This is a genomic window from Micromonospora sp. BRA006-A, from assembly GCF_033433935.1.
Classification (GTDB): domain Bacteria; phylum Actinomycetota; class Actinomycetes; order Mycobacteriales; family Micromonosporaceae; genus Micromonospora; species Micromonospora aurantiaca.
Map to the genome: position 1 here is coordinate 6,605,516 of NZ_JANCLW010000001.1, position 14,625 is coordinate 6,620,140.

15 protein-coding genes are annotated in these 14,625 nt (G+C 72.0%); 14 read left to right on the plus strand and 1 reads right to left on the minus strand.

Translation table 11 applies throughout. The features are described 5' to 3' along the window. Positions 1 to 198: 198 nt before the first annotated feature. From NMK34_RS30280 to NMK34_RS30330, 11 genes are all read left to right on the plus strand, one after another. Positions 199 to 567 (plus strand): DUF485 domain-containing protein, encoded by a 369-nt coding sequence (locus NMK34_RS30280; RefSeq protein ID WP_013289297.1) that lies wholly within the window; start codon positions 199 to 201, stop codon positions 565 to 567. Beyond that, positions 545 to 2,218, plus strand: coding sequence for a cation acetate symporter (locus tag NMK34_RS30285; RefSeq protein WP_135242528.1), 1,674 nt, complete (start codon positions 545 to 547; stop codon positions 2,216 to 2,218). The genes NMK34_RS30280 and NMK34_RS30285 overlap by 23 nt, the downstream gene beginning before the upstream one ends. A 67-nt stretch (positions 2,219 to 2,285) precedes the next feature. Beyond that, positions 2,286 to 3,263 carry an NAD-dependent epimerase/dehydratase family protein gene (locus NMK34_RS30290; protein ID WP_318336164.1) on the plus strand — a complete coding sequence of 326 codons (978 nt, stop codon included), beginning with the start codon at positions 2,286 to 2,288 and terminating at the stop codon, positions 3,261 to 3,263. A 74-nt stretch (positions 3,264 to 3,337) separates the two neighbouring features. Further along, the gene (locus NMK34_RS30295) at positions 3,338 to 4,585 is read left to right on the plus strand and encodes an LCP family protein (protein WP_318336165.1); all 1,248 of its coding nucleotides are present in this window, start codon (positions 3,338 to 3,340) and stop codon (positions 4,583 to 4,585) included. Positions 4,586 to 4,788: 203 nt separating this feature from the next. After that, a complete protein-coding gene (locus tag NMK34_RS30300) occupies positions 4,789 to 6,003 on the plus strand; it encodes an LCP family protein (protein WP_318336166.1) in 1,215 nt (404 codons plus the stop codon). A 179-nt stretch (positions 6,004 to 6,182) separates the two neighbouring features. Beyond that, positions 6,183 to 7,118: an LCP family protein gene (locus NMK34_RS30305; RefSeq protein ID WP_209310489.1), complete on the plus strand. Its 936-nt coding sequence runs from the start codon at positions 6,183 to 6,185 to the stop codon at positions 7,116 to 7,118. Between the two features lie 26 nt (positions 7,119 to 7,144). Next, entirely contained in the window at positions 7,145 to 7,480 is a 336-nt protein-coding gene (locus tag NMK34_RS30310; protein ID WP_013289303.1) for a rhodanese-like domain-containing protein, read from the plus strand. Between the two features lie 15 nt (positions 7,481 to 7,495). Further along, complete coding sequence (locus tag NMK34_RS30315; protein WP_318336167.1) at positions 7,496 to 8,287, plus strand: glycerophosphodiester phosphodiesterase; 792 nt, start codon at positions 7,496 to 7,498, stop codon at positions 8,285 to 8,287. Between the two features lie 76 nt (positions 8,288 to 8,363). Then, positions 8,364 to 9,818: an ATP-binding protein gene (locus tag NMK34_RS30320; protein ID WP_318336168.1), complete on the plus strand. Its 1,455-nt coding sequence runs from the start codon at positions 8,364 to 8,366 to the stop codon at positions 9,816 to 9,818. Positions 9,819 to 9,849: 31 nt separating this feature from the next. Continuing rightward, a complete protein-coding gene (locus NMK34_RS30325) occupies positions 9,850 to 10,299 on the plus strand; it encodes an ATP-binding protein (protein WP_318336169.1) in 450 nt (149 codons plus the stop codon). Between the two features lie 86 nt (positions 10,300 to 10,385). After that, the gene (locus NMK34_RS30330; protein ID WP_194800339.1) at positions 10,386 to 11,270 is read left to right on the plus strand and encodes a DUF5926 family protein; all 885 of its coding nucleotides are present in this window, start codon (positions 10,386 to 10,388) and stop codon (positions 11,268 to 11,270) included. A gap of 10 nt (positions 11,271 to 11,280) precedes the next feature. Here NMK34_RS30330 and NMK34_RS30335 read toward each other — a convergent pair whose 3' ends face one another. Continuing rightward, positions 11,281 to 12,495, minus strand: a complete 1,215-nt coding sequence (locus NMK34_RS30335) for an arginine deiminase (protein WP_318336170.1) — start codon at positions 12,493 to 12,495, stop codon at positions 11,281 to 11,283. Positions 12,496 to 12,657: 162 nt separating this feature from the next. Between NMK34_RS30335 and NMK34_RS30340 the strand changes: the two genes are divergently transcribed. From NMK34_RS30340 to NMK34_RS30350, 3 genes are all read left to right on the plus strand, one after another. Beyond that, positions 12,658 to 13,398, plus strand: coding sequence for a hypothetical protein (locus tag NMK34_RS30340; protein ID WP_135242537.1), 741 nt, complete (start codon positions 12,658 to 12,660; stop codon positions 13,396 to 13,398). Between the two features lie 144 nt (positions 13,399 to 13,542). Then, on the plus strand, positions 13,543 to 13,992 hold the full coding sequence (locus NMK34_RS30345) for a hypothetical protein (RefSeq protein ID WP_318336171.1): 450 nt from the start codon (positions 13,543 to 13,545) through the stop codon (positions 13,990 to 13,992). An 83-nt stretch (positions 13,993 to 14,075) separates the two neighbouring features. Next, complete coding sequence (locus NMK34_RS30350; RefSeq protein ID WP_318336172.1) at positions 14,076 to 14,618, plus strand: hypothetical protein; 543 nt, start codon at positions 14,076 to 14,078, stop codon at positions 14,616 to 14,618. Positions 14,619 to 14,625 lie beyond the last annotated feature (7 nt).

Genomic DNA, 14,625 nt, shown 5'->3' on the forward strand with positions numbered 1-14,625 from the left:
TCCGATTTGTCGCCGTCAACCTCATGATCGACGGGGTGGGGGTGACCGGTTAGCGGAGTGACGTGGGTCACTGGGCGCAGTGGGGGTGCCGTTCGGCGCAGCCGTCCGCCGGCGGGCGGCGGAGCCTTCCCGGGCCGGGAGCGCGCTCTCTACCGTGCGCGAAACTCCCCCACGCCTTGCGAAGGTGGTGATCCACAGATGTCCACGGACACACCCGCGTCCGCACCCGCCGAGTCGGCGGCGGAACGGTACCTCGCCGTCCAGCGGTCGGACGAGTTCGCCGGGTTGCGGCGCACGCTGCGCGGCTTCGTCTTCCCGATGACCGTCGCGTTCTTCCTGTGGTACGCGCTCTACGTCATCCTCTCCGCGTACGCGCGGGGATTCATGGGCACCAAGCTGATCGGCAACATCAACGTCGCCCTGGTCTTCGGCCTGCTCCAGTTCGTCTCCACGTTCCTCATCGCCTGGTTCTACTCGCGGTTCGCCAGCCGCCGGATCGACCCGGTCGCCGACCGGATCCGCGACGAGATGGGGGAGGTGACCCATGAACACGGTCCTCGCGGCTGAGGCGGGCAGCACCACCGCCCGGAACCTCACCATCACGCTGTTCCTGGTCTTCGTGGCGATCACGCTGGCGATCACCGTCTGGGCCAGCCGGCAGACGAAGACCGCCACCGACTTCTACGCCGGCGGCCGGTCCTTCTCCGGCTTCCAGAACGGCATGGCGATCGGCGGCGACTACATGTCGGCGGCGTCCTTCCTGGGCATCGCCGGCATCATCGCGCTCTACGGCTACGACGGCTTCCTCTACTCGATCGGCTTCCTGGTCGCCTGGCTGGTGGCGCTGCTGCTCGTGGCCGAGCTGCTGCGCAACTCCGGCCGGTACACGATGGCGGACGTCCTGGCGTTCCGGATGCGGCAGCGGCCGGTCCGGACCGCGGCGGCCGTCTCCACCATCACGGTGTCGATCTTCTACCTGCTGGCCCAGATGGTCGGCGCCGGCGCGCTCGTCGCCCTGCTGCTCGGCATCAAGCCGGGCACCACGTTCCTCGGTATGGACGCCGACACCGCCAAGGTCGCCACCATCATCATGGTCGGCGCCCTGATGATCATCTACGTGACGGTCGGCGGCATGAAGGGCACCACGTACGTCCAGATCGTCAAGGCGTTCCTGCTGATGGGCGGCGCGCTGGCGATGACGCTGCTGGTGCTCGCCAAGTACAAGTTCAACCTGTCCTCGCTGCTCGGCGACGCGGCCAGCGCCTCGGGCAAGGGAGCGGCGTTCCTCGAACCCGGGTTGCGCTACGGCGTGGAGACACCCGGGGACGCGCTGAAGACGTTCTACAGCAAGATGGACCTGCTCTCGCTGGGCATCGCGCTGGTCCTCGGCACGGCCGGCCTGCCGCACATCCTGATCCGCTTCTACACCGTGCCGACCGCGCGGGCGGCCCGTAAGAGCGTGCTCTGGGCGATCGGCATCATCGGCACGTTCTACCTGCTCACCCTGGCGCTGGGCTTCGGCGCGGCGGCGATCGTCGGCGGGTCGGAGATCACCGCGCAGGACAAGGCGGGCAACACGGCGGCGCCACAGCTCGCCGAGAAGCTGGGCGAACAGTTCCTCGGCGGGGACCTGGGCGGCGCGACACTGCTGGCGATCATCGCAGCGGTCGCGTTCGCCACGATCCTCGCGGTGGTCGCCGGGCTCACCCTGGCGTCGTCGTCCAGCCTGGCGCACGACTTCTACGCCAACGTGATGAAGAACGGGCAGGCGTCGGAACGGCAGGAGGTGACCGTCGCCCGGATCTCCGCGCTGGTGATCGGCGCGGTGTCGATCGTCCTGTCGATCTACGCGCAGAACCTGAACGTGGCGTTCCTGGTCGCACTGGCGTTCGCGGTGGCCGCGTCGGGCAACCTGCCGGCCATCCTCTACAGCCTGTTCTGGAAGCGGTTCAACACCTCGGGCGCGGTCTGGGCCATCTACGGCGGCCTGCTCGCCGCCGTGGTGCTCGTCTTCTTCTCGCCGGTCGTCTCCGGCGCGCCGACGGCGATGTTCCCCGACCACGACTGGCAGTGGTTCCCGCTGTCGAACCCGGGCATCATCTCGATCCCGTTCGGCTTCCTGTGCGGCTGGCTCGGCACGATCCTGTCCAAGGAGAGCGACGAGGAGAAGTACGCGGAGCTGGAGGTGCGCTCGCTCACCGGAGCCGGCGCCCACTGAGCACCACGGTCGAGCGGGGCCCCTGCCTTACGCGGGGGCCCCGCCTCGCGTGTATAGGCTGACCGCCATGAAGGTCGCTCCCCGCTTCGGTACCGGTCACCGCATCCTCGTCACCGGCGGCGCCGGTTTCGTCCCGTCCCACCTGGTCGACCGGCTCGTCGAGCGCGGCTGCACCGTCGTGGTGCTGGACAACTTCGTCACCGGGTCCAAGGACAACGTCGCCCACCTGCTGGACGAGCCGACCTTCACGCTCGTCGAGGCGGACATCTCCGACGGCCTGCCGCAGCACCCGGCGATGACCGAGCGGTTCGACGCGATCCTGCACATGGCGTCCCCGGCCAGCCCCACCGACTTCGAGAAGCTGCCGGTGGAGATCCTCCGGGTCGGCTCGGTGGCGACGCTGGCGCTGCTGGAGCGGGCCACCGACGACGGCGCCCGGTTCCTGATGGCCTCCACGTCGGAGGCGTACGGCGACCCGAAGGAGCACCCGCAGCGCGAGACGTACTGGGGCAACGTCAACCCGATCGGCATCCGGAGCGTCTACGACGAGGCGAAGCGCTTCTCCGAGGCGGCCACCATGGCCTACCACCGCAGCCGGGGCACGGACACCGCGATCGTGCGGATCTTCAACACGTACGGCCCGCGGATGCGCCCGGACGACGGCCGCGCCATCCCGACGTTCATCTCGCAGGCCCTGCGCGGCGAGCCGATCACCGTGCACGGCACCGGCAACCAGACCCGCTCGATCTGCTATGTCGACGACCTGGTGCGCGGCATCCTGCTGCTGCTCGACTCGACCCAGACCGGGCCGATCAACTGCGGCACCGAGCACGAGATGTCGATGCGGCAACTGGCCGAGACGATCGTGTCACTCACCGGAAGCACGTCCGAGGTGAGCTACATCACTCGCGCTTCCGACGACCCGGAGATGCGCCGCCCGGACCTGACCCTCGCCCGCGAACTGCTGGGATACGAGCCGAGCGTCACGCCCGAAGACGGCCTCCGACGCACGATCGAGTACTTCCGCGGGCGTCTCGGGTACTGAACCCGCCGGGGACGCGGCTGACATCGGCGCGCGTACGAGGGCGTCGGTGGCCCGGCCGACCTACCCTCGGTTACATGTCAGCGACCTCGTCTGCCGGCGCCCCGATCCCCCGACACCTGAGCCGGGGCGCGGGCCGCGCCTCGGTTCCCGGCTCCGGCCGGGCCGCCACCGGGCGCGCCCGGCCCTCGGAAACCAGGTGGTACCCCGCACACGACGAGGCGCCCCGCTCCGGCGGTCCCGGCGGCCCGGCCGGGCCGACCGGGCCCGGTGGTCCGGGCGGTGGCGGTCCGGGCGGATCCGGGCGGCGTGGCCCCCGGCCACGCTGGGGGCGCATCGGCCTGGTGGCGGGCGTCGCGGTGCTGGTGCTGGCGCTGCTCGGCGGCCTCGGCGCGTGGTTCTACGCCCGCAACCTGGACGACGACCTGGCGCGCACCGACCCGTTCGCCGGGATCACCGGCGGCCGGCCGGCCAAGCAGGTCGACGGCGCGTTCAACATCCTGCTCGTGGGCAGCGACTCGCGGGATCCGGACGCTCCTGTCGACGGTTCCGGCAAGTGGCGCGCGGACACCGTGATCGTCATGCACATCCCGGCCGACCACAAGAGCGCCTACCTGGTCTCGGTGCCGCGTGACCTGTACGTGCCGATCCCGGAGAGCGCCGGCGCGTCCTGCGACTCGGGCTCGCGCAACAAGATCAACGCGGCGTTCGCGTTCGGTGGCCTGCCGCTCGCGGTGAAGACCGTGGAGTGCTTCACCGACGTACGGATCGACCACGTCATGGCCATCGACTTCGGCGGTTTCAAGGAGGTCACCGACGCGCTGGGCGGGGTCGACCTCAAGGTGGAGCGGACCATCACCTCGATCCACAAGCCGTACCGGACGTTCACCAAGGGCGTGAACCACATGAACGGCGCCGAGGCGCTGGACTGGGTCCGGCAGCGCAAGCAGTTCCCGGACGGCGACTTCGCCCGGATGCGGCACCAGCAGGAGTTCCTGAAGGCGCTGATGGACAAGGCGGCCAGCACCGGGACGCTGACCAACCCGAAGAAGCTGAACGACTTCCTCAAGGCGGTCACCGCCGCCGTCACGGTCGACCAGGGATTCTCGTTGACCGACATGGCAGTGCAGTTCCGCAGCCTGCGGGGCGAGAACCTGACGTTCGTCACCAGCCCGCACCTGGGCGGCCAGACCATCGACGGCCAGTCGGTGGTGGTCTCCGACCGGGAGAAGGCGCTGGCGATGTACAAGGCGATCGCCGCGGACCGGATGGCCGAGTGGATGCAGGCCAACCAGAAGGGCTCGGGCGACAACGCGGGCGGCTGACGCCGGCACGACATGACCGGTAACGAGCGCTAGGGCCTCGCCACCACGGAGGCCAACCGCCGACCGGCTCCTTACCCTTGCCCGTTCGGCCACAACCCGAGGATGTAGGCCGGTATTGACGGGAATTGCGAGCCTACGAGGTCGCGAATACGGGAACAGATACGTAAAGTGGTCCCGCCCCCGATCACCGAGCTGGAGCACGCATGTCGGTCCAGACCAGCCGTCGCCCGCAGTCACCGGCACCCGGATCATCCGGGCGGGTCCCTCCGGTCATCCCCACACAGCCCGGTTCCGGCGGTCGCGGTCCCGGCGGTGGCAAGAAGAAGCGCACCAAGCGCAAGGACCCGCTCTGGGCCAAGCTCACACTGGTGCTCGGCGCGGTGCTGATGGTGACAAGCGGCGTCGCGATCGTCGGCAGCAAGGCGGTAATCGGCCAGGCCACCGACAACATCGCCCAGCGCAACCTGCTCGGCGGGGCGGGCAAGAGCGAGGCCGAGGGCGGCAACAGCCTCGAAGGTCCGATCGACATGCTGCTGCTCGGTGTGGACGCCCGCGAGCGCTGGGCCGCCGATGACGTCCGGTCGGACACGATCATCATCCTGCACATCCCGGCCAGCCACGACCAGGCGTACCTGATCTCGATCCCCCGGGACACCGAGGCGCGTATCCCGGCGTTCGAGAAGAGCGGCTACAAGGGCGGCACCGACAAGATCAACGCGGCCTTCTTCCACGGCGCCCAGAACGGCGGCGGCTGGGAGGGCGGCGCCCAGCTGATGGCCAAGACGATCAAGTCGATGACCGGGATCGGCTTCGACGGCGCCGCGATCATCAACTTCGGCGGCTTCAAGAGCGTGATCGACGCGCTCGGCTCGGTGCGGATCTGCGTGAGCCACGAGGTCAAGTCGCACCACATGTCGTACGTCGACGGCAAGCCGATGTGGAACGCCGACGCGAAGAAGACCGGCAAGCCGTACAAGGCAGTGGTGCACAAGAAGGGCTGCCGGGAGATGGAGGGCTGGGAGGCGCTCGACTACTCCCGCCAGCGCTACGGCCTGCCGAACAGCGACTACGACAGGCAGCAGAACCAGCAGCAGCTGATCAAGGCGATGGCCAAGAAGGCCACCGAGGGCGGCATGCTGACCAACCCGCTGAAGCTGAACTCGCTGATGAAGGCCGCGGGCAAGGCGTTCGTCCTGGACACCGGCGGCGTGCCGATCGCCGACTTCATCTTCACGCTCAAGAACCTCAACGGGAACGACCTGGTCACGCTGCGGACCAACGGTGGCACCTTCGCCGGCAACGACAACGGCCGGGAGACGTTCAACGAGACGACGATGGACATGTTCCAGGCGGTCAAGAACGACAAGCTGGCCGACTTCGTGGTGAACAACCCGGACGTCCTCTCCACCCGGAAATGACCCGCTGACCTGCGCGAAAGCGGTAACGGTCGGCCGATCCCCCCGTAGCCTGACGTGAGCGGGTCTCATGTCGCGGCTACGGGGGGATCGTCACGTCCAGGCCAGCACGGAACCGACGCGGGCGGGGTGGACCCGCCCGCTGGGCCCGGTTCCTGCTCGGCACCGGCCTCGTGCTGGTCCTGCTCGCCACGCTCGGCGTCGCCGGGCTGCACTGGCTCACCTCGCGCTACGACCGCACCGTGGCCAAGGAGCAGCTGCTCGACCCGGCCGCCCGCAAGAAGCGGACGGACCTGGACGGGGCGCTCAACTACCTGCTGATCGGCTCCGACCACCGGCCCGGCGCGAACCCGGAGGACCAGCGCTCCGACAGCATCCTGATCGTGCACGTACCGGCCGGGATGCGGCAGGCGTACCTGATCTCCGTACCGCGCGACCTGCTGGTGGCGCTCCCCCCGGCACCGGGCTTCCCCGGCGGCCAGGACAAGGTCAACGCCGCGTACGAGCACGGCGGCGGCGGTGAGGGCGGCGCGCGCCTGCTCAGCACCACCCTGAACCGGCTCACCGGGATCCGCTTCGACGGCGCGGCACTCGTCGACTTCTCCGGCTTCAAGGAGGTGATCGACCAGCTCGGCGGCATCCGGATGTGCGTGGACACGCCGGTGCGCTCGATCCACACCCGGTACCAGTTCGAGGCCGGCTGCCAGCAGATGGACGGCGCGCGGACGCTCGACTACGTGCGGCAGCGCTACGACCTGCCCGGTGGCGACTTCGACAGGCAGCGGCACCAGCAGCAGATGCTGCGGGCAGTGCTCGACCGGGCGGGCGAGACACGGCTGCGCAGCGACCCGGTCAAGCTGGACCGGGTGCTGCGGGCGGCCGGCGGGGCGCTGACCGTGGACACCAACGGCGTACCCCTGGACGAGCTGTTGTTCGCGTTGCGCGGCCTGCCCGCGGACGCCCTGCGCGGGGTCCAGGTGCCCTCCTACCCGCAGACCATCGACGGCGTCTCGTACGTCGTGCTGGACGACGGCGGCGCCGGGCTGTTCGGCGCGCTGCGCGACACGCGCGTGCCGGAGTGGGCCGGCGCCAACCCGCGCTGGGTCAACCGGCTGTGAGCGCCGTGGGCGACTAGGCTTCTACCGTGTTCGGAGCCTCACTACCCAGCGTGCCCGCGTCGGCCGTGCCCGACGACGTCTACCTGCTCGACGTCCGCGAGGACGACGAGTGGGCCGCCGGCCACGCGCCGGCCGCCCACCACCTGCCGATGACCGAGCTGCCCGCCCGGATCGCCGAGATCCCGCAGGACCGCGACGTGGCGGTGATCTGCCGCTCCGGCGGCCGGTCCGCCCAGGTGGTCGGCTACCTCATGCGCAACGGCTGGGACCAGGTCCGCAACGTCGACGGCGGGATGGGCGACTGGGCCGCCGCGGGCCGTCCGGTGGTCACCGACGACGGGCAGCCGGGCCGGGTCGCCTGAGCCGGTGACACGGCCATGACCGTCCCCCTGGTCTTCGCCCATCGCGGTGCCTCGTACGACCTGCCGGAGCACACACTCGCCGCCTACCTGCGCGCCCTGGACGAGGGCGCGGACGGGCTGGAGTGCGACGTCCGGCTGACCCGTGACGGGCACCTGGTCTGCGTGCACGACCGCCGGCTGGACCGCACCAGCAACGGCCACGGGCTGGTCAGCGCGCGGACGCTCGCCGAGCTGGAGGCGCTGGACTTCGGTTCCTGGCACCGGGCCGCGACGCTCGCCGAGGACGACGTGCTGCTCGACGAGTCGCACACCCGGCTGCTCACGCTGGAGCGGCTGCTCGACGCGGTGCTGGCCGCCGGGCGGCCGGTCCGGCTGCTGATCGAGACCAAGCACCCGTCCCGCTACCGGGGCGAGGTCGAGCGCCGCCTGGTCGAGATGCTGCGCCGGTACGGGCTGGCCGAGCCCCGCCCGGACCATCCGGTCCAGGTGACGGTGATGTCGTTCTCGCCGCTCGCCGTACGCCGGGTCCGGGAACTCGCGCCGGCGCTGCCCACCGTGCTGCTGCTGGAGGTGCTGCCGCGCCTGCTGCCGCTGGGCCGGCTGCCGTTCGGCACCCGGATCGCCGGTCCCGGCGTGGACCTGGTCCGGGCCCGCCCGCGCCTGGTCCCCTCGCTGCGCGCCGCCGGCAACTCGGTGTACGTCTGGACCGTCAACGAGCCGGAGGACCTGGAACTCGTGCTGGAAGCGGGCGTGGACGGGGTGATCACGGACCGGCCGGCCCACGCGCTGGCCCGGTTGGGCCGGTGAGTCCCGTCGATCGGTACCGGGGACCGTCGACCGGCCGGGGGTGTCCCGGACGCGGACGGCGCGGCACACTCGGGACATGCCGGAGCGAACCGACTACCCCGCCTTCATCGCCGGCCACACCGCAGCGATCAAAATGATCAACTCAGGCGAGTCCGGCCTCGCCGTCCTCACCCGCCTGCTCCGCGAGGTCGAACCCGCGGTCGGCGCGGCCGGCCTGGTCTTCGTGGAGTTCACCCCGGCCGGCGGACGGGTCGTCGCCGCGACCGGCAGCGCCGAGTTCGTCCTCGGCCGCCCGCTGCCCGCCACCGACCCGGCCACCGTCTGCCTGCTCGCCGGCCCGCCGGTACGGGAGGTCCGGGTCGACGCGATCCCCGGTGCGCTCGCCGACGAGGTCGCCGGCCGGGGCCTCTGCCGGATGATCGTGGCGCGCGCCGAGATCGGCGGGCTCACCGTCGGCAGCCTGCACGCGCTCTACCCGCTGAGCGAACCGCTGCAACCCTCGCAACGCGCCGTCATCGGCTACATCGCCGCCTGCATCGCCCACATGTACGGCGACCAGACCGGCCTGCCCGTACACGGGGACGGGCCGGTCGTGGCGGCGCTCGCCGACGGCCTCGCGGTGGTGGACCGGGACGGACGTGTCCGGCTCTGGAACCCGGCCGCGGTCGAGGTGACCGGCCGGCCGGCGGACGAGGCGCTGAGCCGGCCGTTGCCGTTCCCGCTGCCGCCGCCCGGTCAGGTGCTCGACCACCGGCTGCCGGACGGCCGCTGGCTGCGGATCACGTCCGGCGAACTGCCCGGCCCGAACGCGCTGCGCGTGGTCAGCTTCCGCGACACCACCGACCAGCAGCGGCGCGACCACGACCGGGATCTGTTCGTCGCGGTGACCAGCCACGAACTGCGGACCCCGGTCACCGTCATCAAGGGGTACGCGGACACGCTCACCGACCACTGGGACTCGCTGAGCGACGGCGACCGCAGGCAGGCCGCCCGGATCATCGGCCAGCGCGCCAACGAACTGGCCCGCCTGGTCGACCGGCTGCTGACCGCCGCCACCGAGAACCGTCCCGGTGGCGAACCGGCCGCGCCGTTCGACCTGGTCGACGCGCTGCGCGCGGCGGTGGTGGACCTGCCGGCGGACGTCCGGCACCGGGTCGTGCTCGACCTGCCCGCCGACCTGCCCAAGGCGCTCGGCGACCGGCACAGCCTCGCCACGGTCCTCACCGAACTGGGCACCAACGCCGGGAAGTACTCGCTGCCGGACACACCGATCGAGATCACCGCCGAGGCGAACGAGCGGACCGTCTCGTTCCGGGTCGCCGACCGGGGCATCGGTATCCGGCCGGAACACGTGGAGCGGGCCTTCGACCGGTTCTGGCAGGGGGAGTCCGGCGACCGCCGCCGGTATCCCGGCGCCGGGCTCGGTCTCTATCTCGTCCGCCAGATCGTTGAACAGCAGAATGGATGGGTATCGCTCCGGCCCAGGGCCGGTGGCGGTACGGTCGCAGAGGTGCGGCTGCCCCGGGGTTGACCGGGGCACTCACGGGCGGGGAAGGAACGACGTGTCGACTGGTCCGGCCGAACGGTCGTGGTGCGTGGTGGTGCCCCACGACGCCACCGGCGCGCGCCTGGCCCGGCATCGGCTCGCCGACGAGCTGACCGGCGTCGTACCCCCGGTCCTGGTGGCCGACCTGGTCGCGGTCCTCGCCGAACTGGTCGGCAACGCGGTCCGGCACGCCGACTCGCTGCCCGGCGGCGTGGTGCGGGTCGCCTGGCGGCTGCGCCCGACCGAGCAGGGGCCGAGCGTCGAGCTGCGGGTCACCGACGGCGGTTCCGGTGCCGGCCCGTGCATGCGTACCGCCGCGCCGGACGCGGCCGACGGCCGAGGGCTGCACATCGTCGCCGGGCTCGCCAGCGGCTGGGGCGTGGAGCGCGACGGCCTGGGCCAGAGCGTGTGGGCGCGGTTCGACCCGGTCCCGGCGCATCGGACCGACCTGGTCGCCGCCGGCTGACCGACGCGGCGGACGGGTCCGGCCCCCGCCGCCGAGACCCGGCATCTAGGCTGTCTCGCCATGACCGAGCGGAGCGGAGCGGGCGCATGAGCAAGCGTCGGAAGAACCAGCGGGCCGGCGAGGCCACCCCGAAGCGGGAGAAGGTGCGCGACGTCTTCGTGCCCCGGCCGTTCGAGGGCCTGGCGGACGAGCCGGAGTGGATCGCCCTGCGCGAGCTGGTCCCGGCGGCGTCCGCGCCGCTGCGGCTGACCCCGGAACTGATCGAGGAGTACGGCGACCGGCCGGTCACGCTGGCGACAGTGCTGCCGATGGCCGCACCGGCGATGACCAAGCCGGACGGGCGGGTCTTCATCGGCCTGCAGCGGCACCAGCAGTCCGGCGACGTCTCCCGCGACCTGGCCGACGCGCTGATCTCCGCGCTGCGCACCGAGCCGGGCGGCCAGGTGAGCGTGCCGCCGCTGCCCGGGCCGGGCCCCCGCCTCCAGGACATCCTGGTGGACGGCCCGCTGGAGATCACCATGCACGACGGGTTCGACTTCTGGCTCGACCCGGGCGCCGCCGACGACCCGAACGTCCAGGCGTCCCTGGAGCGGGCCAACTCGGCCATCTACCCGACCGTCAAGCTGGCCGCCGCGCCGGCCGCGTACTGGTGCCAGGTGCCGGAGAAGGCCCACGTGCGCCTGGTCCTGCCGGAGGACGAGGACACCGCGCTCGACGCGCTGTCCCGGCTCGCCGCGGCGGGCGCGCTGACGCTCGGCGACGACACGAAGTTCGCGGGCATGTTCCGGGCGCACGGGCGCCTGGCGCCGGTCTGGGATCTGCCGGAGGACACCCCGGCCGCCGAGTGGGAGGCGCCGGTGGCGGAGTTCGCCAAGCGCTACGCCGAGGCGGTCGCGGAGCGGGAGCCGCTCGACGCGGCCGGCCGCCGGGCCCGCCAGGGCCTGCTCGGCCGCCAGCTGACGCTGCGCTGACGTCTCCGGGTCAGGCGGCCCCGCCCTTCTCCCGCACCAGCGGGCAGGACATGCAGCGCGGGCCGCCCCGCCCGGAGCCCAGTTCGGAACCGGCGATGGCGATCACCTCGATGCCGGCGCGTTCCAGTTGCGCGTTGGTCTCCACGTTGCGCTCGTAGCCGACGCACAGCCGGGGCGCGAGCGCGAGCGTGTTGTTGCCGTCGTCCCACTGCTCGCGTTCGGCGGTGACCGGGTCCAGACCGGTGTCGATCACCCGGAGCTGGTCGAGGTCCATCGCGTCGGCCGCGGCCCGCAGGAACGGCGCCGGGCCGTCGACCCGCAGGTCGTCGCCGTCCGCGCCGGCGATGACCGTGTACGCGGACAGCTCGTGGGCGACGTTCGGGTACATCAGCACGGCGTCCACGTCGACCATCGTGCAGATCGTGTCCAGGTGCATGGTGGCGCGTTCCTGCGCGATCGGCACCACCAGGATGGTGTGCGCCAGGCCGGCCGCGAACACCTGCCGGGCCAGCCGTTCCGCGCCGGCCGGGGTGGTGCGTTCACCGACGCCGACGGCGAGCACCCCCGGCGCGAGCAGCAGCACGTCGCCGCCCTCCAGGTGCTCCATCCGGGGGTGGTAGACGAACTCGGTGCCGACGAAGCGCGGATGGTAGCGGTAGATCGCGTCGGTGAGCGTGGTCTCCCGCCGCCGGGCCGGCATGGCCAGGCTCGTCACGCCGACCCGGTCGCCGATCCAGACCGACGAGTCGCGGGTGAACAGCAGGTTGGGCAGCGGGTCGATGACGAAGTCGTGCCGGTCCATGAGCGTCCAGACCAGACCGCCGGGACGGTCGGCGCCGAGCCGCAGTTCCTCGTGGGCGAGCCCGGCGGTGAGCACGTCGGCCAGCCCGGCCGGATCGAGGTACGCCAGATGGTCGGCGACGCGGCGCCGCAGGGTGTGGCCGAGCCGGCGGGACCGCAGCACCTGCTCGGTCAGCTCGGCCCGCGCGTCGGGCACGGCGAGCGTCTCGGCCAGCAGGTCGGCCAGGTAGAGCACCTCGACCCCGCGGGACCGCAACGCCGCCGCGAACGCGTCGTGCTCCTCCTGCGCGCGTCCCACCCATGGGATAGCGTCGAACAGGAGACTGTCGTTGTTGCGTGGGGTGAGGCGGGCCAGTTCCGGTCCCGGGCGGTGCAGCAGCACCGTCCCGAGCCGGGCGACTTCGCTGTCCACATGGTGGGTCACCCCCGCAGCCTAGGGCAGGCTTGCGCACCATCCGGAAAAGAAGTGTGAATGAATATGGCATTCATCCGCACTCACTCCGGCGGTCCAACTTGCCGAGCCCCGGGGGGCGCAACGTAGGGTAGTGGAGACATAACTTCGAGAGACCTTTTGCCGGAGGTCGCGATGACTGTCTTTCCCGCTCGTCGAGCCGTACCGAGCAGGGCACTGCCGCCCCGCACGGTGCCGCACTCCCCCCGGGTCGAGCCCACCTCGGTGCTCGAGCCGGCCCGACCGACTCCATTGGAGTGGGCCCGGCGTCGCCGGGCGGAGCGGGGGGCCCGCCGGTTGGAAGCGGCAGGGGCCCGCGCCCTGGGCCAACTCGACCACCTCGGTCCCGCCTGGCACGTCATCGAGTGGCCCCGGACGGACCCGGCCGACATGCTGCTCGACCGCGGCCGTGACGACCGGGCCGGGTTCCTGGCCATCGGCCCGAGCGGTCTGTTCGCGGTCACCATCGCCGACCACGGCCGGGCCCGCGTGCTGGTGGCCGGCGACGTGGTCCAGATCAACGGCAAGCGCCCGCCGTACGTGCTGGAGGCCCGCCGGGACGCCAAGCGTGCCAGCAAGGCCCTCTCCGACGCGGTCGGCCTGCCGATCCCGGTGACGCCGGTGCTGACGTTCGTCGGCTCCGGGGTGATCAGCGTCTACGGCCTGCCGAAGGACTGCCTCATGGCCACCCACCGCGAGTTGGACCGCCTGCTCGTGGCCGGTGGGAACCGGATCAGTCCGGCCACCGCCGAGAAGCTCTCCCGCGTCGCGCAGGCGCCGGCCACGTGGTTCAACGGCACGTACCGTCCAACCGCCGACTACCGGTGGTATGACGAGGGCCGAACGGCCGCTGACAAGCAGGCCGCCCGCCGGTAACGTCTCCGGCGACGCCACGCGGCCCACGGCACCGCCCCCGACTGGTTCCGTCGGTCCGCGCCGTCGCCGGCCGCCCGGCAGCCGATGCTTCCGCCGCACCGACCGGCTAGCGTGGACAGACCGTCGGTGTACATAGGAGGCGCGGTGGCCCACGTCGAACTCTCACTCTCGGAAGTGTTCGCGCCCGCGGCATCCGCCGAGCAGGAGTCCGACAACTTCGGGCAGTGGTCCGGCATGGTCTCCCGGGCCGCCGAGCCGTGCCTGCTGATCGACGCCGGCACCACTGTCGTGGCGATCTCCTCGTCCGGCTGCGACCTGCTCTGCCTGGGCGCCCCGGAGGACGTGATCGGCCTGCCGCTGCTGGAGGGCGGCCTGCGCCTCGTCGACTTCACGGCGAGCCCGAGCGAGCTGACCGAGCAGGAGACCGACAAGATCCCGCCGCTGCTCGCGCTGCACTCCGGGCGGCTCGCCCGCGGCCTGCTGCGGGTGCAGGGGCCCGGTTCCGACGCCGGCCGGACCGTCGACGCCATCTCCACGCCGGTGCTCACCGACGGCGCGGTGGCCGGGTCGCTCACCTTCCTCTCCGCAGTCTGAGCCGCGACGAGACCCGGAGCCCTTCACCCGGGCCGGTCCTGCTCCTACGATGACCTCGGTCCACCCCACGACGACATCCCTCGATGCCCGAGGACGCCCCCGTGCCCCGCACCCCACGCCCCCGGCACCGCCACCGCCCGCTGGCGCTGCTGACAGTGCTCGCCCTCGCCGCCTGCGGCACCCCGCCCGAGTTGCGCGCGCCGCCAACCGCCGCCGCCACGCCCGTCCCGGCCCCGTCGGCGTCCGTCACGGCCAGCCCGAGCGCGACGCCGACCCCACCCGTGCCGGTTCTCCCGCCCACGCTCTCCCCGTCCGTGCCGGCGTCGGCGGCACCCTGCCGGGGGCGGCCCTCCGGCGACCGGATCGTCGCGCTGCTGCGCGGCTCCGCCGGCGTGCTGCCCCGCGACGTCCGGGTCACCGTGTCGGCCGGTCCGCTCTGCGCCGAGGGCTGGCAGTACACCGTCCTGTCGGTCACCGGGCACGAGGAGTTGCAGGTGGTCACGCGCGGCGAGAACGGCACGCCGAGGCTGGTCACCGCCGGCACGGACGTGTGCGGCGTCGAGGTGCGGACCGTGGCGCCGGCCGGCATCCGTACCCTGGCCTGCGACGGCACGCCGGGTGCGTAGGCTGGTC